Raw genomic sequence first — 22,342 nt, forward strand, 5'->3', positions numbered from 1 at the left:
GCGTTGGGTCTGCTCAAAATTCCGCCGTGCCGGCGGCGCGCGGATAGGGGATGGCATCGCGGATGTTGGCCAAGCCGCAGATGTAGACCAGCAGTCGCTCGAAGCCGAGTCCGAAACCGGCATGCGGCACGGTGCCGTAACGACGCAGGTCACGGTACCAGCCATAGCTGGCCGGATCGAGCCCGAACTGGATCATGCGTCGATCCAGGTAGTCCAGGCGCTCTTCGCGCTGGCTGCCGCCGATGATCTCCCCGATGCCCGGCGCCAACACGTCCATCGCCGCGACCGTCTTCTCGTCATCGTTCAGCCGCATGTAGAACGCCTTGATCGCCTCGGGGTAGTTCATGACGACCACCGGGCGGCCGATATGTTTCTCCGCCAGATAGCGTTCGTGCTCGGTCTGCAGGTCGATGCCCCAGGCGACCGGGTATTCGAACTTCTCGCCGGATTTCTTCAGGATGTCGATCGCATCGGTGTAATCGATACGCTCGAACGGCTTGGCGATGAAGGCTTCCATGCGGGTGATCGCATCCGGCTGCACGCGTTCGGCGAAGAACGCCATGTCGTCGGGGCGCTCGTCCAGCACAGCCTTGAAGATCGCCTTGAGGAAGGTCTCGGCGCAGTCGGCGTCGGCGGCGAGGTCGGCGAAGGCGATCTCGGGCTCAACCATCCAGAATTCGGCGAGGTGACGCGGTGTATTGGAGTTTTCGGCGCGGAAGGTGGGCCCGAAGGTGTAGACCTTGCTCATGGCCAGGGCATAGGCCTCGACATTGAGCTGGCCGGACACGGTGAGGAAGGCTTCGCGGCCGAAGAAGTCCTTGCGGAAATCGATCTTGCCGTGCTCGTCGCGCGGCAGGTTGGCCAGGTCCAGGGTGGACAGCCGGAACATGTCGCCGGCACCCTCGGCATCCGACGTCGTGATGATCGGCGTATTGATCCAGAAGAAGCCCTGTTCGGTGAGGTGGCGGTGGATCGCCGTCATCATGGTGTGGCGCACGCGGGTCACGGCACCAAACAGGTTCGTGCGGGGCCGCAGGTGGGCGACCTCGCGCAGGAATTCCATCGAATGCTGCTTCGGCTGGATCGGGTAGGTTTCCGGATCGTCGACCAGGCCGGTGACGATCACTTCAGCGGCCTGCAATTCAAAGCTCTGACCCTTGCCTTGGGAAGGCACCAGGGTGCCGCTGATGATCACACCGGCGCCGGCCGTGAGATGTTTCACTTCGCTGTCGTAATTGCCCAGGGTCGCCGGCACGACGGCCTGGATCGGGTCGAAGCAGGAGCCATCGGTCACGTTCACGAAGGACAGGCCGGCTTTGGAATCGCGTCGGGTACGCACCCAGCCGCGCACGGTGACCGTGCTGCCGGCTTCGAGCTTGCCGGAAAGAGCCTGTTTCACACTGACCACGGCCATCGGTTGAAACTCCTGCTGCCACGCCGCATCTCGACGTGTAATGGATGAATGACTCCCGCGCGATGAGGCGCATGGGAGCAAACCAGCATGATAATGTAGCTGCCCCCGTGCTGCGACTTTCCGGGTCACATTCCGAGGTTCGATCTGCCCTCATGAGTATCACCATCACTTCCGCCGCCAACGAGCGCATGCGCCACTTTCTGGCGGCAACCCCGACCGCGGCCGGGGTGCGTTTCGGCGTCAAGCGCACCGGCTGTTCCGGCTTTGCCTATGTGGTGGACCTGGCCGAAGCCATGGGCGAGAACGATCGCGTGGTCGAGGTGGACGGCCTGTCGCTGATCGTCGACGACAAAAGCATGGCCCTGGTGGATGGCACGGTGATCGACTTCCAGAAGCAGGGGCTGAACGCCAGCTTCGTGTTCCACAACCCCAACGCCACCGGCGCCTGCGGGTGTGGCGAGAGCTTTACGGTCAGCTGAGCCGCGCCCGGGGCTGCCGGCTGGTGATGGCCGTGGCGGCCCGCGTTTCGCCCATCCGTTTCGCTCTGGCGGCGCCCTTTTTCATCAATGACTTGCGTGCGCCTTCGCGGGCGCCGTACAATTCCGCTTCTGTCCGCACCTCCACCGGTGCCGGCAGGACACTTGCCTCACCGCATCGGCGGGAGGCTGCAAGGCCGCATGGCCGCACCCACAAGGAGTCAACCCACAATGACGCTGCGTCATTACGAAGTTGTGTTCATGGTCCATCCGGATCAGAGCGAGCAGGTTCCGGCCATGCTCGAGCGTTACAAGTCGCTGATCGAAACCGATGGCGGCAAGATTCACCGTCTGGAAGATTGGGGCCGTCGTCAGCTGGCCTATCCGATCGTGAATCTGGCCAAGGCACATTACGTGCTGCTCAACATCGAAGTCAGCCAGAACGCACTGAACGAGCTGGAGTCGGGTTTCCGCTTCAACGACGCCGTGCTGCGCCATCTGGTGATCCGTCGTGACGAAGCCGATACCGAGCCGTCCTTCATCCTGAAGTCGAAAGAAAAGGATGATGCCAAGACCACCCGTCGCCGCGACGACGAGGGTGATGGCGAAGGCGAGTCCCGGCCGCGCGGTCGTGACCGCGACGACAACGATCGCGACAGCGACGACTGATAGGAATCGAAGACCATGTCCAAGTTTTTCCGCCGCCGCAAGTTCTGCCGCTTCACTGCCGAAGACGTGAAAGAGATCGACTACAAGGATCTCAACACCCTGCGTCAGTACGTCACCGAGAACGGCAAGATCGTACCGAGCCGCATCACCGGCACCAAGGCGCGTTACCAGCGCCAGCTGGCTACCGCGATCAAGCGCGCCCGCTTCTTGTCACTGCTGCCGTACACCGACAACCACGACGTCTGATCGTGTGAGCCGCAGCGTCACGTTGCGGTTCGCGGTTCTGCCCGGCTTCGGCCGGGCATGACTTCAGACATCCTTCGGACAACCGTCCTCTGGCTGCGCCGGGCCACACCGGTGCTAACGAATCAGGAAAGCATCATGGAACTCATTCTTCTGCAGAAAGTGCGCAACCTCGGCACGCTCGGCGACAAGGTCGTCGTGAAGCCGGGTTACGGTCGCAACTTCCTCCTGCCGCAGGGCAAGGCCGTTCGCGTCAATGCCGCCAACCTGGCTGCGTTCGAACAGCGTCGCGCCGAATACGAAGCCAAGGCCAATACCGCTCTGGCGGATGCCGAGGCACGCAAGGCCAAGCTCGCTGACGCGTCGGTGACCATCACCGCGCACGCCAGTGCCGAAGGCAAGCTGTTCGGCTCGGTCGGTCCGCGTGACATTGCCGAGGTTCTCACCGCCGCGGGTCACGAAGTTCACAAGAACGAGGTGATCCTGGGCGAAGGTCCGCTGCGCAACACCGGCGAATTCGACGTGGTGATCAACCTGCACGCCGACGTCCAGACCACCGCCAAGGTGATCGTGGTCGGCGACAAGTAAGCTTCATTCCATCCACGTGATGGAAGCATCCGGGCGCCGCAAGGCGCCCGTTTGTTTTGCGGGAAGGGGGATCCGTCCACGCGGCTTATCCCCAACAACTCACAACTTATCCACAGACTTATTGTCTCGACGGGTGAGACGCCGCCGCGCATGATGGTGTCGGTATGACCAGCCACGAAGTGTCGATGCAGTACGCGTCCATTCGTGGGGTAATTCTCCTGAGGTAAGTCGATGTCTTTCGCCCCTGATCGCAAACCTTCGTCGCCGGCCATCGAGGCGTTGCGGGTGCCGCCGCATTCCATTGATGCGGAGCAAGCCGTGCTGGGCGGACTGATGCTGGCGCCCGATGCGCTGGACAAGGTGGCCGACCGGCTGGCCGAGGGCGACTTCTACCGCAAGGATCATCGGCTGATCTGGCGCGCCATCAACGAATTGGCGAACAAGGGCATGCCGTGTGACGCGGTGACCCTGGGCGACTGGTTCGAGAGCAACGGCCTGGCCGAGATGGTCGGTGGCGCCAGCTACCTGATCGAACTGGCCAACAGCACCCCCAGCGCGGCGAACATCGCCGCCTATGCCGAGATCGTGCGCGAGAAATCGGTGCTGCGCCAGCTGATCGATGCCGGTACCTCGATCACCGAGGATGGCTACCGACCCGAAGGCAAGAGCGTGCACGAGGTGCTGGAAAGCGCCGAGCAGCGCGTGTTCCACATTGCCGAATCCGGCGCCCGCGGCAAGAAGGATTCGGTGTCGATGCGCGAGGCGGTGAAAGACGCCTTTCGCCTGCTCACCGAGCGCTACGAGAACCGCGGCCAGCTCACCGGTGTCAGTACCGGTTTCACCGACCTCGACAAGCTCACGTCGGGCCTGCAGCCGTCGGACCTGATCATCGTGGCGGCGCGTCCGTCGATGGGCAAGACCGCGTTCGCACTGAACATCGCCGAGGCTGCCGCACTGGGCAGCAAGAAGGCGGTGGTCGTGTTCTCGATGGAAATGTCCTCGTCACAGCTGGCCTTCCGTCTGATCTCCTCGGTCGGCCGCATCCACCAGCAACACCTGCGCAATGGCGATCTGGAAGAGGAGGACTGGCCGCGCGTGTCCAATGCGATCGCGCTGCTTTCGGACGCCAAGATCTTCATCGACGACACACCTGGCCTGTCGCCGGTGGAGCTGCGTTCGCGTGCGCGACGCCTGCACCGCGAGCACGGTGGGCTGGGCCTGATCGTGATCGACTACCTGCAGCTGATGCAGGTGCCGGGGAACAAGGAGAATCGCGCCACCGAAATTTCAGAAATTTCGCGTTCACTGAAGGGACTCGCCAAGGAGTTGAACGTGCCGGTGATGGCCCTTTCGCAGTTGAATCGATCGCTGGAACAGCGTGCGGACAAGCGTCCGATGATGTCCGATCTGCGCGAGTCCGGCGCTATCGAGCAGGATGCCGACGTGATCATGTTCATCTACCGCGACGAGTACTACAACAAGGAATCGCCGGACAAGGGCATCGCCGAAATCATCATCGGCAAGCAGCGCAACGGTCCCACCGATACCTGCAAGCTCACCTTCCTCGGTCACTACACGCAGTTCGTCAATTACGCCTCCGATTCGTTCGTGGGGAGTTTTGATTGAAGGCGGGAACGTCGGCCCCGGAACTCGGGAATCGCCCGGGCCGAATCGCGCGTGGCGTTCCTGTTTTTGACGAATTCCGAATCCCGAATCCCGAATCCCGATCCAGGCAATGAGCCGCACCACCGTCGCCACCATCCATCTGGGCGCCTTGCGCCACAACCTGGCTCGCCTGAAGGTGCTGGCCGCGCCGGCGCAGGTGATGGCAGTGGTCAAGGCCGATGCCTACGGCCATGGGCTGGAGCGCGTGGCACGTGCTTTGGGTGCCGACGCTGATGCATTCGCGGTCGCCGCGCTGGGGGATGGTTTGCGCCTGCGTGCGGCCGGACACCGCCAGCGCATCGTCGTGTTGTCCGGTCCGGACCAGGCCGGCGACATTGCCGAAATGCAGCGACTGGGCCTGGATGCGGCGATCCATCACGAAGCCCAGTTGAGCTGGCTGGCAGAGGCCGTGCCGACGCGGGGCCATCTGCGCGTGTGGCTGAAGATCGATACCGGCATGCATCGCCTCGGTTTCGCGCCGGAGCGCGTGGCCGAGGTGCATGCCCGGCTGGCGGCCATGCCCGGGGTGGATCCGGCGATCGGCCTGCTGACCCATTTCTCCGAGTCCGAGGTGTTCGCCGGTCCCTCCACATCGGCTCAGATCGAACGCTTCCACGCGCTCACCGAAGGGTTGGCCGGTCCGCGCTCATTGTCCAATTCCGCCGCCGTACTCGGCTGGCCCGAGGCTCGCGCCGACTGGGTGCGCAGCGGCGGTCTGTTGTACGGACTGTCGGTGGTGGACGGCAAGACCGGTGCCGACTTCGGTTTCCATCCGGCCATGACGCTCTCGACGCGGCTGGTGGCGATCAACCGGATCGGCAAAGGTGAGCGGATCGGCTACAACGGCACCTGGACCTGTCCCGAAGACATGCCCGTCGGCGTGGCTGCGATCGGTTACGGCGATGGCTATCCGCGCAGCGCGGCGGCCGGCACTCCGGTACGGGTCGGCGATCACAGCGTACCGTTGATCGGCCGCGTGTCGATGGACCTGATCACACTCGACCTGCGTCAGGCACCTACCGCCAAGGTGGGCGACCGCGTCGTGCTGTGGGGGCCGGAGCTGCCCGCCGAAACGGTCGCGACACGATCGGCCACCATTTCCTACGACCTCACCTGCGGCATGACCCGGCGTGTGCTCTTCGTGGAAGACGAAAGCTGACGACGAGCGACGGAAGCGTCGTCTCGCGGTTTGCGATGCTCGCGGTCTAAGCTGCGCACCACTGATCGCTTTTCTGGAAATTCGCATGGCCAAAGCCAAGACCGCCTACGTCTGCACCGAGTGCGGCGCTGAGCACAACAAGTGGCAAGGCCAATGCATCGAGTGCGGGGTGTGGAATACGCTCAGCGCGATCGTGCTGGAACCGGCCACGGCGGGCAAGGCGTCGGTCGGGGCGCAGCGTTCCAGCTATGCCGGCGCCGCTGCGGGTTCGGCGAAGATCACTCCGCTGACGGAAGTGATGCTGACCACCGAGGCGCGCACGCTGACGGGCATCGGCGAACTCGATCGTGTGCTTGGTGGTGGCCTCGTGCAGGGTTCGGTGGTGCTGATCGGTGGCGACCCGGGCATCGGCAAATCGACCCTGCTGTTGCAGGTGCTGGGCACGTTGGGCCTGCAATTGCCAAGCGTCTACGTCACCGGCGAGGAATCGCTGTCCCAGGTGGCCTCACGCGCGCAGCGCCTCGGCTTGCCGCTGGAGCCGCTGCAGGCTCTGGCGGAAACCTGCATTGAGCGCATCCTTGAACAGGCCGTGGCGACACGGCCCAAGGTGTTGGTGATCGACTCGATCCAGACCATCTGGACCGAACTGCTCACCGCCGCGCCCGGCTCGGTCAGCCAGGTGCGCGAAGCGGCTGCCAAGCTCACCCGCTTCGCCAAGGAAACCGGAACCTCCGTGTTTCTGGTCGGTCACGTCACCAAGGAGGGCGGCATTGCCGGCCCCCGCGTGCTCGAGCACATGGTCGATGCCGTGCTCTATTTCGAGGGGGAAGTCGGCAGCCGCTTCCGTGTGCTGCGCGCGTTCAAGAACCGCTTCGGCGCGGTCAACGAGCTGGGCGTGTTCGCGATGTCGGACAAGGGGCTGCGCGAGGTGCCCAACCCGTCGGCGATCTTCCTGTCGTCGCACGCGGGGCCGACATCCGGCAGCGCGGTGATGGTCACGCGGGAAGGCACCCGGCCGCTGCTGGTCGAGGTGCAGGCACTGGTCGATCAATCGTCGCTGGGCAATCCACGGCGGGTGACGTTGGGACTGGAGCAGAACCGGCTGGCGATGTTGCTGGCGGTGCTGCACCGGCATGGCGGCGTGGCGGCTTATGACCAGGACGTCTTCGTCAACGTGGTTGGTGGCATCCGCGTGCAGGAAACGGCCGCGGACCTGCCGGTGCTGCTGGCGGTGCTGTCGAGTCTGCGCGACCGGCCGTTGCCGGAACACATGGTCACGTTCGGGGAAGTGGGTCTGTCGGGCGAGATCCGTCCAGTGCCAAACGGCGAGGAACGCCTGAAGGAAGCGGCGCATCACGGCTTCAGGCGCGCCATCGTGCCGAAGGCGAATGCGCCGAAGAAAGGCAAGGTCGGCGAGATGGAGGTGGTCGGGGTGGAACGGTTGAGCGAGGCGATCGACGCCTGCCGCTGAGGTTTTCAGCCGATCGCGCGGTGCAGAATCAGTTCCAGTACGAACTTCGAGCCGAAGAACGCCAGCAGCAGAACGGCCATGCCGATCAGGGTCAGGTTGACCGCGCGCTGGCCACGCCAGCCTTGTCGCCAGCGGCCGAATAGCAGGATCCCGAACACCAGCCACGCCACGATCGACAACACGGTCTTGTGCACCAGGTGCTGGCCAAACAGGTTGTCGACAAAAAGAGCGCCGGTGAGAAGAGTCAGGGTCAGCAGCACGAAGCCGGCCCCAATCAGTCGGAACAGCAGGGTTTCAGTGAGCGTGAGCGGGGGCAGGGCGCGCAACCAGGGCCCAAATTGGCGCAGGCGCAAGGCGCGTTCCTGTACGGCAAGCAGGATCGCGAGCACGGCCGCAATCGACAGAACGCCGAACGCCACCAGGGCAACCGTCACGTGCAGCTTGATTTGCCAATCCATGGCATCGGGCAGCGTGGGCGGCGCCAAGAAGCTGTCAATCCCCACCAGCAGTGCCGCCAGCGGAAAAACGATCACGCCCAGCGCGGCGACGGGGCGCGAGGCATTCACCAGCAGGGTGAGTACCGAGACGACGAAGGCCACCAGCGACAGCGCTGCAAAGAAATGCAGGTCCAGCGCGCCACGGTGCATGCTCAGCAAAAGGCCGGCATGAATCACCACGGCCGCGCTGGCCAGTCCCAGTGCCAGTCGATTCAAGGGTTTCTCACCGCTCAGCAAAGGCCGGGCCAGCCCGCCGGCAGCGGCGAGATAGAGCACGATGGTGAGCGCGGCAAGCACATGAATGACCATAGCCGCAAAGTGTCGCACAGGCTCATGCCGCCCTGCATGCAAAGGCGGTCACGGCGTCCGCTATAATCAATGCCTTTCCCGTTTGCCGGTCACGTCATGTTCGAGTCCCTCAGTCAACGCCTGTCCACTACCGTCAATCGCCTGCGCGGCCGCGGTCGACTGACCGAGGAGAACATTCGCGAGGCGCTTAGAGAGGTTCGCATCGCCTTGCTCGAGGCGGACGTGGCCCTGCCGGTCGTGCAGGCGCTGATCCAGCGGATCAAGGTACGCGCGGTCGGGCAGGATGTGGTCAAGAGCCTGTCGCCCGGTCAGGCACTGGTGAAAGTCGTCAGTGACGAGCTGACCGTGGTGATGGGCAGTGCCAATAGCGAATTGAACCTGGCGCAGCAACCGCCCGCGGTGGTGCTGATGGCGGGCCTGCAGGGTGCCGGCAAAACCACCACGGTGGCGAAGCTGGCCCGGCTGCTGACCGAGCGCAAGAAGAAAAAAGTGATGGTGGTCAGCTGCGACGTCTATCGTCCCGCGGCGATCGAGCAGTTGCGCACGCTGGCCGAGCAGGTGGGGGTGAAGTTCTTCCCGTCCGCGGCAGGCCAGGATCCGGTGCAGATCGCGAAGGACGCGGTTGCCGCCGCCCGGCGCGAGGTGGTCGACGTGCTGATCGTCGACACCGCCGGCCGCCTGCACGTCGACGAGGCGATGATGGCGGAGATCAAGGCACTGCATGCCGCGATCACGCCGATCGAAACGTTGTTCGTGGTCGACTCGATGACCGGTCAGGACGCCGCCAACACGGCCAAGGCGTTCAACGAGGCGTTGCCGCTGACCGGTGTGGTGCTGACCAAGACTGACGGTGACGCCCGTGGTGGCGCGGCGCTGTCGGTGCGCTACGTCACCGGCAAGCCGATCAAGTTCCTTGGCGCGGGTGAAAAGAGCGACGCGCTGGAGCCGTTCCATCCCGATCGTCTGGCGCAGCGCATCCTGGGCATGGGCGACGTGCTGTCGCTGGTCGAGGAAGTCGAGCGGAAAGTCGATCAGGACAAGGCGCAGAAACTTGCCCAGAAGGTGATGAAGGGCAAGCGCTTCGACCTGAACGACATGAAGGACCAGCTTGAACAAATGGGCAACATGGGTGGTCTGGCCGGCCTGATGGACAAGCTGCCCGGCGTGTCCAGCCTGCCGGACAGCGTGAAGTCCAAGGTCAATGACGGCGAGATGAATCGCATGGTCGCGATCATCAACTCGATGACCAAGAAGGAGCGCCGGCACCCCGATCTGCTGAACGGCTCGCGGCGCGCCCGCGTGGCTCGGGGCTCGGGTACCCAGCCGGCCGACGTCAATCGCCTGCTGAAGCAGTTCATGCAGATGGAAAAGATGATGTCCAAGCTGTCCAAGGGCGGCACCAAAGGTCTGATGCGACAGATGCGTGGTGCGATGAAGGGCATGGGTGGCGGCATGGGTGGCCTGCCGCCGATGCGCTGAGGAGCGAGAAACGAGTGGAGCGATGCGGGAAAGAAGAGCGGTCGGTTCCGGCTTTACGCTCTTTTTCTCACTCCGCTCCACTCGCTCATGCTCTCAAAGTCTTCCCTTTTCCCGAAAAACCGCTAAAATGCCCCGTTTACCGCGCACGTCTCTCGTGCGCCTGCCGCCGGTTCGGCAATTCTGGAGTTTTACCATGGTCAAGATTCGTCTTTCGCGCGGTGGCGCCAAGGGCCGTCCGTTCTACCACGTTGTCGTGACCGATCAGCGCAACAAGCGCGACGGCCGCAACATCGAGAGCGTCGGCTACTACAACCCTGTGGCATCGGGCAAGGACAAGCGCCTTGAGCTGAACGTCGAGCGCGTCAAGGAGTGGGTGGGCAAGGGCGCCCAGCTGACCGACAAGGTCGCTGCCCTGGTCAAGGAAGCCGGCAAGCTGCAGCAGCCGGCCGCCTGAACATGGTCGCAGCCGGTCGACGCGTCCTGATCGGACGCATCGTCGGGCTGTACGGCGTGCAAGGCTGGCTCAAGATCGAATCCTGGGCCGAGCCGCGCATGCGGATCTTCGACTACCAGCCGTGGCTGCTCAGTGCAGCGCCCGGTACGGAGCAGGAGGTCAGTGGTGCCAAAGGTCGTACTCAGGGCAAGGGCATGGTGGCCCAACTGCCAGGAGTCGACGATCGGGAAAAGGCGGCAGCGTTGATCGGTACCGACATTTACGTCGCCCGTGAACAATTGCCTCCCACCGCGAAGGATGAGTATTACTGGGTCGATCTCGAGGGCCTTGAGGTCGTCACCACGGAAGACGTGAAGCTGGGGCGGGTCAGTCACCTGTTCGCCACCGGTGCCAACGACGTCGTGGTGGTCAGGGATGGTGCGCGTGAGCGGCTGATTCCTTTCATCCAGGGTTCGTATGTGCGTTCGGTGGATTTGTCCGCAGGGCGCATGGTGGTGGACTGGGATCCTGAATTCTGACGTCGCCGGGTTGTGGGCAGAGGGTTTTCGGATCATGCGCATCGATGTCGTCAGCCTGTTTCCCGACTTCGTGCACCAAAGTGCCGCCGTCGGTGTAGTGGGACGCGCGCAGCAACGCAAGCTGCTGCAGGTGGAAGCCTGGAACCCGCGCGACCATGCCACCGACAAGCACCGCAGCGTGGACAGCAGCTCATATGGCGGCGGTCCGGGCATGGTGATGATGATCGAACCCTTGCGCACGACCTTGGCGGCCATGCGTGAGGCGGCACCGGAACCGGTGCATCTGATTTATCTCAGTCCGCAAGGAGCGCGGCTGACGCAAGGACGGGTTGAGGCGCTGGCAAAGTTGCCGCGGATCGCCCTGCTTTGCGGACGCTACGAAGGTGTGGACGAGCGTCTGCTGGCGCACGAGGTCGACGAGGAGCTTTCCATCGGCGATTATGTGTTGTCCGGCGGTGAGCTTGCTGCCGCGGTGATCATCGACGCGGTGGGACGCTTGCAGGATGGTGCATTGAACGATGCGCTGTCGGCCGAGCAGGATTCATTCTCGGATGGCCTGCTGGATTGTCCGCATTATGGAAAACCGGTGCACGATGCACTGGGTGATGTACCGGAAGTGTTGCTTTCCGGTGACCATGCGGCGATTGCCCGCTGGCGCCTCAAGCAATCGCTGGGACGAACCTGGTTGCGACGCCCGGACTTGTTGTCACAGCGTGCGCTGGATGCTGCATCCCGGGCATTGCTGGATGAATTCCGCCGTGAACATGCTCAAGCTGAGCGGTTGCGGCAAGACGGTGCGGCCGACTGACGACCGCAGCATTGATATCGCTAAAGTGAACCGACAGGTGCGCCATGAACAAGATCATTGAACAGTTCGAATCCGAGCAGATCACCCGCCAGCTGCCGGACTTCGGCCCCGGCGACACCATCGTGGTCAACGTCAAGGTGAAGGAAGGCAACCGTGAGCGCGTGCAGGCGTTCGAGGGTGTCGTCATCGCCAAGCGCAGCCGCGGTCTGCATTCGGCCTTCACCGTGCGCAAGATTTCGCATGGCACCGGCGTGGAGCGCGTGTTCCAGGCGCACAGCCCGGCCATCGACTCGGTGTCCGTCAAGCGCAAGGGCAAGGTTCGCGGCGCCAAGCTGTATTACCTGCGTGGCCTGGAAGGCAAGGCAGCCCGCATCAAGGAAGATATTGCTGCCGCCGCTGCCGCCAAGGCGAGCGCCAAGGCTGCTGCCGCTGCCGCGTCTGCCGCCGAGTAATCCACTCGTCAGCAACGGCTGTACGAAAAACCCCGCGGAGCGATCCGCGGGGTTTTTTGCTGTTCCGCGAGGGAAGTGCGCTGCCTGGAATCCGCCGGTGGGCCTCTGCCACACGGCAGCGGGAGCTGGCCGGCCTGATGCCCGCCAGCTTCCAGTGACCTGCAGTCAGTCCAGCCGCTGCGGGATCTGCAGAAAGTTGCCCTGCACGAAGTCGACGCCGCAGGCGAACAGCAGTGACGTACTGGTGGCGTCCTCGACCCATTCGGCGATCGTCTGGCGCTTCAGTTCGTGGGCCTGCTGGCAGATTTCGGTGATCTTCTTCTGGCTTTCCGGGTGCTGCGGCAGGTCGGCCATGTAGCTGCGGTCGATCTTGAGGTAGTCCGCGTCGATGTGGTTGAGCAACTGGAACGAATTGAGCCCGGAGCCGAATTGTTCCAGCGCAAAGCGACCGCCGATCTTCTTCCAGCCATTGACGAATTCCTGCGCCGGGCGAAGCAGGGTCATGATCTTGCTTTCGGTCATTTCCAGTACGAGCTGGCCGCGTTTCAGGCCTGCCTGTCCCAGCCGTTCGCCGAGCCACGGGAGCAGACTTTCATCTTGCAGCGAGGCGGCGGTGAGCTTGACGAAGAAGGTGGCCTGCTGGCCCTGCTTTTCCCGCTCCTGCAGGATCTTGATGGTTTGTTCGAGCACCCAGCGATCAATGGCTGCGGTCAGGTTGTGCTTCTCGGCGATGGGCATGAAGAAGCCCGGCAGCACTTCGCCCTGGGGGCCGTTCATGCGCAGCAGGATTTCCGAATAGTCGCCCTCGACGTCCTGCAGGCTGATGGTCTGCTGGTGATAGAGCACCAGGCCTTCTCCGGTCAGCGCCTTCTGCAGCAGCTCCAGCCAGTAGCGATCGCGCTCCTCGTCAGCCTTTTCCCGCGCTGCCGGATCGTGCAGTTCCACCTGGCTGCCGCCCACGCTTTGTGCCGTGCGCAGGGCATGACTGGACTGGTTCAGCAGCAATTCGCTGTTCGCATTTTTCTCGCCCAGCAGACTGCCGCCGACGCTGGCTGTGACGGTGATCGAGCGGGAGCCCGCGTCAAATATCTCGTTGCTGACACTGTGCTGCAGCTTGGTGATCCATTCACGGATGTCTTCATCGGTGCGTGAATCGAGCAACACGCCGAGGGTGTGCTCCGCCAGCATGCCTGCGACATCATCCGCGGCCAGCAGCATGCGAATGCGATCGGCGAATCCGGCCAGCAACTCATCGGCCTTGCCCAGGCCGATGCCGCCGACCAGCGACGCCCAGTTGTCCGGCTCGATCAGCAACAATGACTGGCCCTTTTTGCCCTTGGCAGCCGCGGTTACCGCGTCGTCGATCTGGGCCAGCATGTGCGAACGGTTGTAGAGTCCGGTGACGGGGTCACGCTGCAGTTGTTCCATGACGGCGGGATCGACCATCTGCCTGCGGAACACGATTTGCAGGCAGCGCTCTCCCTCAAACGTGGCAGGAGTGAATTCGACGGTGGCGTCAAAGCGCGTATCGTCCGCCCGCCGCGCACGCAAGGTGAGTTGCGCGGGGAATTTGCCTTGATGCGCCTGGCCCTTGAGCAGGGCTTTCATGTCGTCGGCGTTTGCGGCATCGATCATGTCGAGCACCGGCAGACCCAGCAAATCGTCGAAGTTGTCGTAGCCGAAGGTATCCAGGTACGACTGGTTGGCGCGAACGTGCATGCCTTCATGCACATAGGCGATGGCATCGGTGGAGGAGTCGAGCAGCGCATCGCAGCGTCTTTCGGTTTCGCGCAATGCCGTACTCAGCCAGCGCACCTGGCGACGCGTCTGCAGCGAGTCGAATTCGCGCTTGAGCACCGCGATAAGCTGTTGGGGATGAGTACGCGAGGCGACTCCGCGGGCGCCGTGCACGAACAGGTCGGCAACCAGGTCACTTTCCATCGCGTTGACCAGGCCCAGTAGCGAGAAGTCGCGACCATAGGCATCCAGAACGCCCATCGCCTCGTCCAGGCTGATCGTGGTGACCGACGGATCGAACATCACCACGTCCGGTTCCAGCTCATTCACCGCTGCCTGCATCTGCTCGACGTTGGTGGCGCGTGCCGGGCGCACCGCAATTCCACTGTTGCGCAACAGGCTGATGATCTGTTCGGCCTCTTCGAGCGAACTTTCGACGAAGAGGATCTTGATGACGTAATCGTTTTTCATGGGGCGTGATGCAGTCCGGTGATCATCGCGGGCATTTCGGAAGGGCGGCACGAGGTGCGGCCACCCGTGTTTGTAACGGATTCCGCCCATGGCCGCCAGCGGGAAACCGCGCAAAAGTGACGTTGATCGGCTTCAAAGGGGGCGTTTGGAAGCATCACCGCCCACTTCGCGGACCAGCTTGGGAACCAGATACCCCGGAAGCTGGCTGCGCAGCGCATCCACCAACGCGATGGCCGTGGAATCGTTGACCTCGAAGTGGGCCGCGCCCTGCACCCGGTCAAGCTGGTGCAGGTAATACGGCAGCACGCCGGCGGCAAACATGCGCTCGGACAGGCTGGCCAGCGCGGCAACGTTGTCGTTGACGCCGCGCAGCAGGACGGACTGGTTGAGCACGGTGGCGCCGGCCGCCTTCAGGCGTGCGCACGCCGCATCCACGCTGGCATCGAATTCATTGGCGTGGTTGGCGTGCAGTACCACCACTTTCTGCAGCGGCAGGGCGCCTAGCCAGCCCACGAACGCCGTGTCGACCCGCTCCGGCAATACCATCGGCAGACGCGTGTGGATGCGCAGGCGGATCACCTGCGGCAGCTCGGCCAGCCCGCGAGTCAGTTCCTCCAGCTTGTGGGTGGCCAGTGCCAGTGGGTCGCCGCCTGAAAGGATCAGTTCGCGAATGGACGGGTCGGCCTTGAGTTGGGCCAACGCGTCGCGCCACTGCGCGGCGGCGGCAATTTCCTCGCCATAAGGGAAATGGCGACGGAAGCAGTAACGGCAGTTCACCGCGCAACTGCCGCTGGCGATCAGCAGCGCGCGTCCGTCGTACTTGTGCAGGAAGCCTTGCCCGGCCTTGGCCGCCATGTCGCCTACGGCATCGACGGTGAATCCTTCGACGTGATCGTGCTCGACCCGTTGCGGCAGCACCTGCAACAGCAATGGATCGTTCGGGTCATTGCGACCCATTCGTGCCACGAAGCCCCGGGGCACGCGCAGGGCGAAGCCGGCGTCATCCGAGGGCAACAGGTCGGTGCGATGACCCAACCCCACGGCCCGCAGCAGTTCCTCGGGATCGGTGATGGCGTCCCGCCAAAGCTCGCGCCAGTCGGGTGCGGCGGACGATAGGCGGGAATGGGGGCTTGCGGTTATCATGTCTGGCCTTGAAGCGGGCAGTGGTGCCCGTGACAGACCCCCATTTTAGCCGCCCCTCGGGCGAAAACGACTCCGGAGCAGATAGCGCATGGCGACCCTTGGCCTCAACGACGTCAAAACGGGCAAGAAGATCCTCCACAACGGTGATCCGTGGATCATCACCGAAGCGGAGTTCGTCAAGCCCGGCAAGGGCCAGGCCTTCACCCGCATCCGCATCCGCAACCTGAAAGATGGTCGCACCACCGAGCAGACGCTGAAATCCAGCGACTCGTTCGAGGAAGCCGATGCCACCGATACCGACATGCAGCTTTCCTTCATCGACGGCATCGGCAAGGACCGTGTCTGGAACTTCATGAACATGGAGACCTTCGAAATGGCGACGGCCTCGTTGTCCGCCATGGGCGACGCCTGGAAGTGGCTCAAGGGTGAGGAAGAGTGCGTGGTCACCCTGTTCAACGGTGGCATCGTTGCGGTGCAGGCACCGAAGTTCGTCGAGCTGAAGATCGTCGAGACCGATCCGGGCGTGCGCGGTGATACCTCGGGCGGCGGCGGCAAGCCGGCCACGCTGGAAACCGGTGCCGTGGTCCGCGTGCCGCTGTTCGTCAATCAGGACGAAATCATCAAGGTCGATACCCGCACCGGCGAGTACGACAGTCGCGTCAAGTGATCGCGGGGAGCCTCGCGCTCCCGTCGCCGATCACGCTGCACCGGTCAAGCGGCATGCCAGCCGGCATGCCCGATAAAGCGAATGGGGCGGGCGCCGCGAGGTGTGCCGCCCCATGTCGTATTCAACAGCCCCCGCTGCATGGAGCCAATCGATGAGCCAGAGCAATCCGCAACCTGTCGACCTGATGATCGAAGCACGTTGGGTCGTGCCGGTGGAGCCGCACGCGGTGGTGCTCGAGGATCACGCCGTGGTGGTCGACCGTGATCGCATCGTCGCGCTGCTGCCGATAGCCGAGGCACGCGCGGCCTATGCCCCGCGCGAGCGGGTGGAGTTGTCCGAGCACGCGTTGATTCCCGGCCTGGTCAACAGCCACACGCACAATCCAATGACCCTGCTGCGCGGTCTCGCCGACGACCTGCCGTTGATGGTCTGGTTGCAGCAGCACATCTGGCCGGCCGAGGCGAAGGTGATCGGACCCGAATTCGTGCGCGACGGCGTCGAGCTCGCCGTGGCCGAGATGCTGCGTGGCGGCACCACCTGCGCCAACGAAAATTACTTCTTTCCTGACGTGATCGGCGCGACCTATCGCAAGCTGGGCTTTCGCGCCGTGGTCGGCCTGCCGGTGATCGAATTTCCAACCGCCTGGGCGAAAACCCAGGACGAATATTTCGAGCGCGCCAGCGAAGTGCACGACAGCTTCCTCGGCGAAAGCCTGCTGACCACCGCGTTCGTGCCGCACGCACCCTACACGGTGTCGGACGAGAGTTTCGAGCGCATCCGCGTGTTGTCCGACCAGCTCGACATTCCTGTGCACCTGCACACCCACGAGACGGCACAAGAGGTGGAGGACGAGAAGGCCAAGAGCGGCCTGCGGCCGTTCCAGCGCCTGCAGAAACTCGGGCTGGTCAACGACCGGCTGGTCGCCGTGCACATGACCCAGTTGACCGATGGCGAGATCGCCGCGTGCGCCGCGGCCGGCGTGTCGGTGGTGCACTGTCCCGAATCCAACCTCAAGCTCGCTTCCGGCTTCTGTCCGGCCGAGAAGCTGCGCCAGGCGGGCGTCAACGTGGCGATCGGCACCGATGGCTGCGCCTCCAATAACGACCTGGACATGTTCGGCGAGATGCGCACCGCCGCTCTGCTGGCCAAGGCCGTCGCCGGGGATGCTTCCGCGTTTGACGCGGCGTTCGCCTTGCGCGCAGCCACGTTGAATGGCGCGAAGGCGATCGGCCTGGAAGCGAAGATCGGCTCGATCGAAGTCGGCAAGCAGGCTGACCTTGCCGCCGTGCGGCTGAGCGACCTGGAAGCCCAGCCGATGTTCAGCGTGGTTTCGCAGCTGGTGTATGCCACCGGCCGGCATCAAGTGACCGACGTGTGGATTGCCGGCGTGCGCAAGCTCGCCGGTCGCGAGCTGGTGGAGATGGACACCGGCGCGATCCTTGCCCGCACGCGCGCCTGGCGCGAGCGCATTGCCTCGGTTTGAGGGAGCGACATGAATCGATATCTGGTTTTGTTGATGCGGCGCCCCGATCTGGATCCGGCGGTGGTGCCACAGCATCTGGCATATCTGGACCGGCTGCGGGAAACCGGCCGGATTGAGCTGTCCGGCGGATTCAGCGACAAGTCCGGCGGCGCCTATCTGCTGCACGCCGGCGATCTGGCCGAGGCGACGTCCGTGGCGCACGACGACCCTGCGCGTCGCAGTGGCGGCTGGGATGTCACGGTGCACGAATGGCTGGCGCACTAAACTTCATGGCTGCCACAGAGGATTCGACCATGCCTACCCAGAACGCCGACGCCGCGATCGTCCCAACGAACGTGAGTGCGGACGAGATCGCCCGTTTCGACAGCCTGGCCGCGCGCTGGTGGGATCCCGATGGCGAGTCGCGCCCGTTGCATGATCTCAACCCCGTCCGCGCGGCCTATATCGCCGAGCGCACCGACCTGCGCGGTGCCAAGGCCGCCGATGTGGGTTGCGGCGGCGGCCTGCTGAGTGAGTCGCTGGCGCGTGCCGGTGCCCGGGTCACCGGCATCGACCTGGGCAGCAAGGTCATCGACGTGGCGAAGCTGCATCTGCACGAGTCGAACCTGAGCGTCGACTACCGCGTGCAGTCGTCGGCCGAGCTGGCCGCCACCGAAGCGGAAACGTTCGATGCGGTGTGTTGCATGGAACTGATCGAGCACGTACCCGATCCCGAGGCGCTGGTGAACGACCTCGCCGCGATGCTGAAGCCGGGCGCGCGCCTGTTCATGTCCACCATCAATCGCACGCCGGCGGCCTTCGGTGCCGCCATCGTGGGCGCCGAATACCTCATGAGCATGCTGCCGCGCGGCACTCATCACTACGCTCAATTCCTCAAGCCGTCCGAGTTGGCACGGCTGCTGCGCCACGCCGGACTGGAACTGGAGGATGTTTCCGGGCTGGGCTACAACCCGCTCACGCGCAAGGCGTGGCTGAGCCGGATCACCGCCGTCAATTACGTGCTCTGCGCACGCAAGCCGGCGTGAGCCGTCCGCTGCCGGCGAATATCCAGGGAGTGCTGTTCGATCTGGACGGCACGCTGCTCGACAGCGCTCCTGATTTGTATGCCGCGCTGATCGCGCAATGCGCGGAGGAGGGCGTGGAGTCGCCACCCTATGCACCAGTGCGCGAGGTCGTCTCGCGTGGTGCGCGTGCGGTGCTTCGCTGTGCCTTCGCCGAGCGTGGCGAGGAAGGGCTGCTGGCGCTGGTGCCGCGTTATCTCGAGCTCTACCAGCAGGTCATGGCGCGGCAGACGCAGGCGTTTGATGGCGTGGATACGTTGTTGGCGCAGATCGAGACGCAGGGGCTGCGCTGGGGCATCGTCACCAACAAGGCGGCCTTTCTGACCGATGAACTGGTGCAGCGCATCGGCTGGGCCGGGCGGGCCAGTGCGGTGGTATCCGGCGATACCTTGCCGGTGAAAAAGCCCGATCCGGCGCCGGTGCTGCTCGCCTGCGAACGTGCTGGGCTGACACCGGCGCGCTGCCTGTTCGTCGGCGACGATCGCCGCGACATCCAGGCCGGTGCCGCAGCCGGTCTCTTCACGGTGGCGGTGAGTTGGGGCTACCTGGACGGCGGTGATCCGGCGAGCTGGGGTGCCGATGCGGTGGTGGATCACCCTTCCGCGTTGGCCGGGCTGCTGCAACTTCAAATGGTCAACGCATGATTGAGCTGGTCGAACAGAACGCGGTACTGCAGGGCTTCATCGACAAATGGCTGGCGGTGCAGCCGCAGCAGCGCATCGCGCTGGCCTTCGTCGATGGCCGCCGCTACCCCGGTCATGTGGCGCTGGCCGCGTTGGAGCAGGAACTGCTCGGCGCCGCCTATGGCATCCGCGAGCCGCAGGTGGCTGCGGCCAAGCTCAACTGGTGGGCCGAAGAGCTTGCCGGTGCCGCCGCCAGCGGCGGCCGCCATCCCCTCAGCCAGGTGCTGTTCGATGATGAGCGGGCCCACGCCATGCCCGCCGAGTTGTGGCTGGCGCCGGTGCTGGCGGCGATGGCCCAACTGGAGCAGGGCACCGCAGCCGACTTCACCGCGCAGGTCGAGGCGGCGATACCCTTGCACGGTGCGCTGGCAGCACTGGAAACCGCGTGGTGGTATGGCGCGGAAGCGTCGTCCGCGCGTGCGGCGCGGGTGGCCGTGCTGAATCATCTGTTGTATGCGCTGCTGCGACTGGATACCGATGCCGAGCGCGACCGCCTGCCATTGCCGATGGCACGGCTGGCGCGACATGGGCTGGATCGCACGCAACTGCGCAGTGCCTCGGTGCCGCGGCAGCAGGCGGTCAAGGCGCAGCTCGAGGATTTGTTGGCCAGCTGGCATGCGTCTGCCGCGTTGAGCGGGCCGCTCAGCGTGTTTCGGGCGCTCGAATCGAGGCACGCCCGGCGGCTGGCGCAGCGTGCTGCCAGGTCAGGCGATGCGCTGGCCATGCTGCAGGCCGGCCAGCCCCGTACCGGGCTGTCGACGGCGCTGCAGGCGTGGCGGGCCGCGCGCGCGTGGCAACGGCAACGCCCGTAAATTCGTTCAAGACGCAGCGTTTCCCCCGCGCCACTATTGCTCCGCGGGCTGCGTGCCCCAAAATAGCGTGCTTCACGGCGAGTCGCTTCGCCGCCGTCAGGACTTCATCATGCCGAATCAGGAAAATACCGCCCGCTTGCTGCCCGACGTTGCCGTCCATGCGCAGCCCCATCTCGCCGGCGCGCTGGACTGGGTCGGCATGGCCGACATCCAGGTGCCGGTGCTGTTCGACGCCGGCGACGGCCAGCCGCAGCGCGCCAGCGCCAAGGTTGGCGCCTTCGTCAACCTGAAGCGTCCCGACAAGCGCGGCATCCACATGTCGCGGCTGTATCTGCAGGTGGAGCAGGCGCTGAGCTCGCAGACCCTGAGCGCCGACACGCTGCACACGTTGCTGCGTGGTTTTCTCGATTCGCACAAGGATTTGTCCGATCGCGCCTGTCTCAGCATCCGCTTCGAACACCTGGTGCGCCGGCCCGCGCTGAAAAGCGCCAACAGCGGCTGGCGTGCCTATCCGGTGTGTATCGAGGCCAGCCTGACCGGCGACGAGTTCCTGCTCGAGTTCGGCACCGAGGTGGTCTACTCCTCGACCTGTCCGGCGTCGGCGGCCCTTTCCCGTCAACTGATCCAGGACCAGTTTGCCAGCGACTTCGTGGCTGACCAGCCGCTGGACCATGCCGCGGTGCTGGCCTGGCTGGGCAGCGAAAAGGGCATCGTGGCCACCCCGCACGCCCAGCGCAGCGTGGCGCGCCTGCGGGTGCGTCCGGTCATCGGCATGGGCTTCCATCTCATTGGTTTGGTTGATCGCGTTGAACACGCGCTCGGCACGCCGGTGCAGACCGCAGTCAAGCGTGAGGACGAGCAGGCCTTCGCACTGGCCAATGGTGGCAACCTGATGTTCTGCGAAGACGCCGCCCGGCGTATCCAGAAGGCGCTCGACGCCGATGCTCACCTGGGCGATTTCCATATTCGCGTCGAACATCAGGAAAGCCTGCACCCGCATGACGCGGTGGCCTACGCCAGCAAGGGCGTGGAAGGTGGCTACGGATCTTCCGTATAGTCTGCTGTTCTGGCAGCGGATGTTCGGGGCTCCATGAGGCAGCAGGGCAGGGTCGTCGAGTGGAATGATTCGCGCGGCTATGGCTTCGTGGTGACACACGCCACCGAACAGCGCATCTTCCTGCATGTGGGGCAATTCGCCGCCGGTCGTGCACGCCGGCCCCGGCAGGGAGACATTCTCGTCTATGAGGTGCGGCCGGGTGAGCGGGGAAAGCTCACCGCTGCGGCCGTGCATTTCGCCTCGGAGGCCGGACAACGAAGCCCGCGATCCCAGTCGCACGCCCTCCATTGGGGCCCGGCCGAAGTCATGGTGGCCTTGTTCGGCCTGGCCCTGCTGGCGATGGCATGGACCGGCAGGTTGCCGTGGCAGATCGCCGCGGTCTATCCCGTGCTTGGTGGCGTGACCTGGCTGGTCTACGCACATGACAAGCAGGCTGCCGCCCGAGGGCGCTGGCGAACTCCTGAATCGACGTTGCAGCTGCTTGCCCTGCTGGGCGGCTGGCCCGGGGCGTGGCTGGCGCAGATGCACTTGCGCCACAAGTCGCGCAAGGTCGGTTTTCGACTGACCTTCTGGATAATGGTGTTGGTGAACCTGGTGGTTTTGTTCGGGCTGAGTCGCGTATTTCAGGCTGGCTAAAAGGGCTCGTGCGCGTATCGCGTCATCGGCGCCTCGCCCGCAGTTCGTCAATGAAGATCGTGCGAATTCGACTTGCAGCGGCACCGCGGGTAACGGAAGTGTTCGGGCACGGGATCCTCGCCGCCCTCGCACAACGGCTGGCAGCGTAGCAAGCGCCAGCCAGTCAGCAGGCTGCCGCGCCAGGGACCGAAGCGCGTGACCGCAATCCGTGCATAATCAGAGCAGCTGGGGTGGAATCGGCAGCGTGGACCGAGCAGCGGGCTGAGCCAGCGCTTGTACAAACGCAGCAACCACAGTATGAATCGGGTTGGAATGTTCACGGGGCTGCAGCGGCTTGCATCGGGTAATGGTACAAGTATTTCAGAAGCAAGCTTGCTGGTGCAGGAAACA

The 22,342-nt window shown here is 64.2% G+C and carries 25 protein-coding genes; 20 read left to right on the forward strand and 5 right to left on the reverse strand.

The genetic code is table 11. From position 1 onward, the window contains the following. Positions 1-13 precede the first annotated feature (13 nt). Positions 14-1,414, reverse strand: coding sequence for an asparagine--tRNA ligase (gene asnS / locus ACVWWQ_RS10825; RefSeq protein ID WP_133947464.1), 1,401 nt, complete (start codon positions 1,412-1,414; stop codon positions 14-16). 152 nt (positions 1,415-1,566) lie between these two features. On the opposite strand from asnS, the gene ACVWWQ_RS10830 reads away from it, so the two are divergent. The 7 genes from ACVWWQ_RS10830 to radA all read left to right on the forward strand — a co-directional run bounded on the left by ACVWWQ_RS10830 (position 1,567) and on the right by radA (position 7,685). Beyond that, on the forward strand, positions 1,567-1,893 hold the full coding sequence (locus ACVWWQ_RS10830; protein ID WP_099653588.1) for a HesB/IscA family protein: 327 nt from the start codon (positions 1,567-1,569) through the stop codon (positions 1,891-1,893). A gap of 228 nt (positions 1,894-2,121) precedes the next feature. After that, positions 2,122-2,559, forward strand: a complete 438-nt coding sequence (gene rpsF / locus ACVWWQ_RS10835; RefSeq protein ID WP_099653587.1) for a 30S ribosomal protein S6 — start codon at positions 2,122-2,124, stop codon at positions 2,557-2,559. Between the two features lie 15 nt (positions 2,560-2,574). Beyond that, the gene (rpsR, locus tag ACVWWQ_RS10840; protein WP_007081973.1) at positions 2,575-2,805 is read left to right on the forward strand and encodes a 30S ribosomal protein S18; all 231 of its coding nucleotides are present in this window, start codon (positions 2,575-2,577) and stop codon (positions 2,803-2,805) included. A 135-nt stretch (positions 2,806-2,940) separates the two neighbouring features. After that, positions 2,941-3,390, forward strand: a complete 450-nt coding sequence (gene rplI, locus ACVWWQ_RS10845) for a 50S ribosomal protein L9 (protein WP_133947462.1) — start codon at positions 2,941-2,943, stop codon at positions 3,388-3,390. Between the two features lie 231 nt (positions 3,391-3,621). Next, on the forward strand, positions 3,622-5,016 hold the full coding sequence (locus ACVWWQ_RS10850) for a replicative DNA helicase (RefSeq protein WP_099653585.1): 1,395 nt from the start codon (positions 3,622-3,624) through the stop codon (positions 5,014-5,016). Between the two features lie 109 nt (positions 5,017-5,125). After that, positions 5,126-6,214 carry an alanine racemase gene (gene alr, locus ACVWWQ_RS10855; protein ID WP_133947460.1) on the forward strand — a complete coding sequence of 363 codons (1,089 nt, stop codon included), beginning with the start codon at positions 5,126-5,128 and terminating at the stop codon, positions 6,212-6,214. A gap of 85 nt (positions 6,215-6,299) precedes the next feature. After that, positions 6,300-7,685, forward strand: coding sequence for a DNA repair protein RadA (radA, locus tag ACVWWQ_RS10860; RefSeq protein WP_133947458.1), 1,386 nt, complete (start codon positions 6,300-6,302; stop codon positions 7,683-7,685). 5 nt (positions 7,686-7,690) lie between these two features. On the opposite strand, the gene ACVWWQ_RS10865 is transcribed toward radA, so the two are convergent. Further along, complete coding sequence (locus tag ACVWWQ_RS10865) at positions 7,691-8,491, reverse strand: cytochrome c biogenesis protein CcsA (protein WP_099653582.1); 801 nt, start codon at positions 8,489-8,491, stop codon at positions 7,691-7,693. Positions 8,492-8,587: 96 nt separating this feature from the next. Here ACVWWQ_RS10865 and ffh point away from each other — a divergent pair, with 96 nt between their 5' ends. From ffh to rplS, 5 genes are all read left to right on the forward strand, one after another. Further along, positions 8,588-9,970 (forward strand): signal recognition particle protein, encoded by a 1,383-nt coding sequence (ffh, locus tag ACVWWQ_RS10870; protein WP_099653843.1) that lies wholly within the window; start codon positions 8,588-8,590, stop codon positions 9,968-9,970. A 193-nt stretch (positions 9,971-10,163) separates the two neighbouring features. Continuing rightward, positions 10,164-10,424, forward strand: coding sequence for a 30S ribosomal protein S16 (gene rpsP / locus ACVWWQ_RS10875; protein ID WP_099653581.1), 261 nt, complete (start codon positions 10,164-10,166; stop codon positions 10,422-10,424). Positions 10,425-10,426: 2 nt separating this feature from the next. Beyond that, positions 10,427-10,942 carry a ribosome maturation factor RimM gene (gene rimM, locus ACVWWQ_RS10880; protein WP_099653580.1) on the forward strand — a complete coding sequence of 172 codons (516 nt, stop codon included), beginning with the start codon at positions 10,427-10,429 and terminating at the stop codon, positions 10,940-10,942. A gap of 34 nt (positions 10,943-10,976) precedes the next feature. Further along, positions 10,977-11,750, forward strand: coding sequence for a tRNA (guanosine(37)-N1)-methyltransferase TrmD (gene trmD, locus ACVWWQ_RS10885; RefSeq protein WP_133947456.1), 774 nt, complete (start codon positions 10,977-10,979; stop codon positions 11,748-11,750). A gap of 44 nt (positions 11,751-11,794) precedes the next feature. After that, entirely contained in the window at positions 11,795-12,202 is a 408-nt protein-coding gene (gene rplS, locus ACVWWQ_RS10890; protein WP_099653578.1) for a 50S ribosomal protein L19, read from the forward strand. A 165-nt stretch (positions 12,203-12,367) separates the two neighbouring features. Here the strand turns inward: rplS and ACVWWQ_RS10895 are convergent, their stop codons facing one another. Together ACVWWQ_RS10895 and epmB are read right to left on the reverse strand one after the other, a co-directional pair. Next, complete coding sequence (locus ACVWWQ_RS10895; protein WP_099653577.1) at positions 12,368-14,410, reverse strand: EAL domain-containing protein; 2,043 nt, start codon at positions 14,408-14,410, stop codon at positions 12,368-12,370. Positions 14,411-14,542: 132 nt separating this feature from the next. Beyond that, the gene (gene epmB, locus ACVWWQ_RS10900) at positions 14,543-15,553 is read right to left on the reverse strand and encodes an EF-P beta-lysylation protein EpmB (RefSeq protein WP_133947454.1); all 1,011 of its coding nucleotides are present in this window, start codon (positions 15,551-15,553) and stop codon (positions 14,543-14,545) included. 88 nt (positions 15,554-15,641) lie between these two features. Between epmB and efp the strand changes: the two genes are divergently transcribed. From efp to ACVWWQ_RS10940, 8 genes are all read left to right on the forward strand, one after another. Further along, positions 15,642-16,220, forward strand: a complete 579-nt coding sequence (efp, locus tag ACVWWQ_RS10905) for an elongation factor P (RefSeq protein WP_099653575.1) — start codon at positions 15,642-15,644, stop codon at positions 16,218-16,220. Positions 16,221-16,371: 151 nt separating this feature from the next. Further along, the gene (locus ACVWWQ_RS10910) at positions 16,372-17,703 is read left to right on the forward strand and encodes a TRZ/ATZ family hydrolase (RefSeq protein WP_133947452.1); all 1,332 of its coding nucleotides are present in this window, start codon (positions 16,372-16,374) and stop codon (positions 17,701-17,703) included. 9 nt (positions 17,704-17,712) lie between these two features. Next, positions 17,713-17,967 carry a YciI family protein gene (locus ACVWWQ_RS10915; RefSeq protein WP_133947450.1) on the forward strand — a complete coding sequence of 85 codons (255 nt, stop codon included), beginning with the start codon at positions 17,713-17,715 and terminating at the stop codon, positions 17,965-17,967. Positions 17,968-17,996: 29 nt separating this feature from the next. Continuing rightward, entirely contained in the window at positions 17,997-18,728 is a 732-nt protein-coding gene (gene ubiG, locus ACVWWQ_RS10920) for a bifunctional 2-polyprenyl-6-hydroxyphenol methylase/3-demethylubiquinol 3-O-methyltransferase UbiG (protein ID WP_457383391.1), read from the forward strand. Further along, on the forward strand, positions 18,725-19,408 hold the full coding sequence (gene gph / locus ACVWWQ_RS10925; RefSeq protein ID WP_457383392.1) for a phosphoglycolate phosphatase: 684 nt from the start codon (positions 18,725-18,727) through the stop codon (positions 19,406-19,408). Before ubiG ends, gph begins: the two co-directional genes overlap by 4 nt. Then, positions 19,405-20,259 carry a phytoene synthase gene (locus ACVWWQ_RS10930; RefSeq protein WP_133947448.1) on the forward strand — a complete coding sequence of 285 codons (855 nt, stop codon included), beginning with the start codon at positions 19,405-19,407 and terminating at the stop codon, positions 20,257-20,259. Before gph ends, ACVWWQ_RS10930 begins: the two co-directional genes overlap by 4 nt. A gap of 109 nt (positions 20,260-20,368) precedes the next feature. Continuing rightward, positions 20,369-21,316: a GTP cyclohydrolase FolE2 gene (folE2, locus tag ACVWWQ_RS10935; protein WP_133947446.1), complete on the forward strand. Its 948-nt coding sequence runs from the start codon at positions 20,369-20,371 to the stop codon at positions 21,314-21,316. Positions 21,317-21,349: 33 nt separating this feature from the next. Next, the gene (locus tag ACVWWQ_RS10940; RefSeq protein WP_133947444.1) at positions 21,350-21,952 is read left to right on the forward strand and encodes a DUF1294 domain-containing protein; all 603 of its coding nucleotides are present in this window, start codon (positions 21,350-21,352) and stop codon (positions 21,950-21,952) included. 47 nt (positions 21,953-21,999) lie between these two features. On the opposite strand, the gene yidD is transcribed toward ACVWWQ_RS10940, so the two are convergent. Then, on the reverse strand, positions 22,000-22,272 hold the full coding sequence (yidD, locus tag ACVWWQ_RS10945; protein ID WP_133947442.1) for a membrane protein insertion efficiency factor YidD: 273 nt from the start codon (positions 22,270-22,272) through the stop codon (positions 22,000-22,002). Positions 22,273-22,342 lie beyond the last annotated feature (70 nt).

The sequence above is a fragment of the Rhodanobacter sp. TND4EL1 genome, assembly GCF_054061035.1.

Coding starts and splice junctions, on each gene's coding strand:
- folE2 (WP_133947446.1), top strand. CDS start 20,369: ATGCCGAATCAGGAAAATACCGCCCGCTTGCTGCCCGACGTTGCCGTC.
- ACVWWQ_RS10865 (WP_099653582.1), bottom strand. CDS start 8,491: ATGGTCATTCATGTGCTTGCCGCGCTCACCATCGTGCTCTATCTCGCC.
- ubiG (WP_457383391.1), top strand. CDS start 17,997: ATGCCTACCCAGAACGCCGACGCCGCGATCGTCCCAACGAACGTGAGT.
- rimM (WP_099653580.1), top strand. CDS start 10,427: ATGGTCGCAGCCGGTCGACGCGTCCTGATCGGACGCATCGTCGGGCTG.
- ACVWWQ_RS10850 (WP_099653585.1), top strand. CDS start 3,622: ATGTCTTTCGCCCCTGATCGCAAACCTTCGTCGCCGGCCATCGAGGCG.
- ACVWWQ_RS10940 (WP_133947444.1), top strand. CDS start 21,350: ATGAGGCAGCAGGGCAGGGTCGTCGAGTGGAATGATTCGCGCGGCTAT.
- radA (WP_133947458.1), top strand. CDS start 6,300: ATGGCCAAAGCCAAGACCGCCTACGTCTGCACCGAGTGCGGCGCTGAG.
- rpsP (WP_099653581.1), top strand. CDS start 10,164: ATGGTCAAGATTCGTCTTTCGCGCGGTGGCGCCAAGGGCCGTCCGTTC.
- rpsR (WP_007081973.1), top strand. CDS start 2,575: ATGTCCAAGTTTTTCCGCCGCCGCAAGTTCTGCCGCTTCACTGCCGAA.
- epmB (WP_133947454.1), bottom strand. CDS start 15,553: ATGATAACCGCAAGCCCCCATTCCCGCCTATCGTCCGCCGCACCCGAC.
- ACVWWQ_RS10830 (WP_099653588.1), top strand. CDS start 1,567: ATGAGTATCACCATCACTTCCGCCGCCAACGAGCGCATGCGCCACTTT.
- ACVWWQ_RS10910 (WP_133947452.1), top strand. CDS start 16,372: ATGAGCCAGAGCAATCCGCAACCTGTCGACCTGATGATCGAAGCACGT.
- rplS (WP_099653578.1), top strand. CDS start 11,795: ATGAACAAGATCATTGAACAGTTCGAATCCGAGCAGATCACCCGCCAG.
- asnS (WP_133947464.1), bottom strand. CDS start 1,414: ATGGCCGTGGTCAGTGTGAAACAGGCTCTTTCCGGCAAGCTCGAAGCC.
- efp (WP_099653575.1), top strand. CDS start 15,642: ATGGCGACCCTTGGCCTCAACGACGTCAAAACGGGCAAGAAGATCCTC.
- ACVWWQ_RS10895 (WP_099653577.1), bottom strand. CDS start 14,410: ATGAAAAACGATTACGTCATCAAGATCCTCTTCGTCGAAAGTTCGCTC.
- ffh (WP_099653843.1), top strand. CDS start 8,588: ATGTTCGAGTCCCTCAGTCAACGCCTGTCCACTACCGTCAATCGCCTG.
- ACVWWQ_RS10915 (WP_133947450.1), top strand. CDS start 17,713: ATGAATCGATATCTGGTTTTGTTGATGCGGCGCCCCGATCTGGATCCG.
- rpsF (WP_099653587.1), top strand. CDS start 2,122: ATGACGCTGCGTCATTACGAAGTTGTGTTCATGGTCCATCCGGATCAG.
- rplI (WP_133947462.1), top strand. CDS start 2,941: ATGGAACTCATTCTTCTGCAGAAAGTGCGCAACCTCGGCACGCTCGGC.
- ACVWWQ_RS10930 (WP_133947448.1), top strand. CDS start 19,405: ATGATTGAGCTGGTCGAACAGAACGCGGTACTGCAGGGCTTCATCGAC.
- alr (WP_133947460.1), top strand. CDS start 5,126: ATGAGCCGCACCACCGTCGCCACCATCCATCTGGGCGCCTTGCGCCAC.
- trmD (WP_133947456.1), top strand. CDS start 10,977: ATGCGCATCGATGTCGTCAGCCTGTTTCCCGACTTCGTGCACCAAAGT.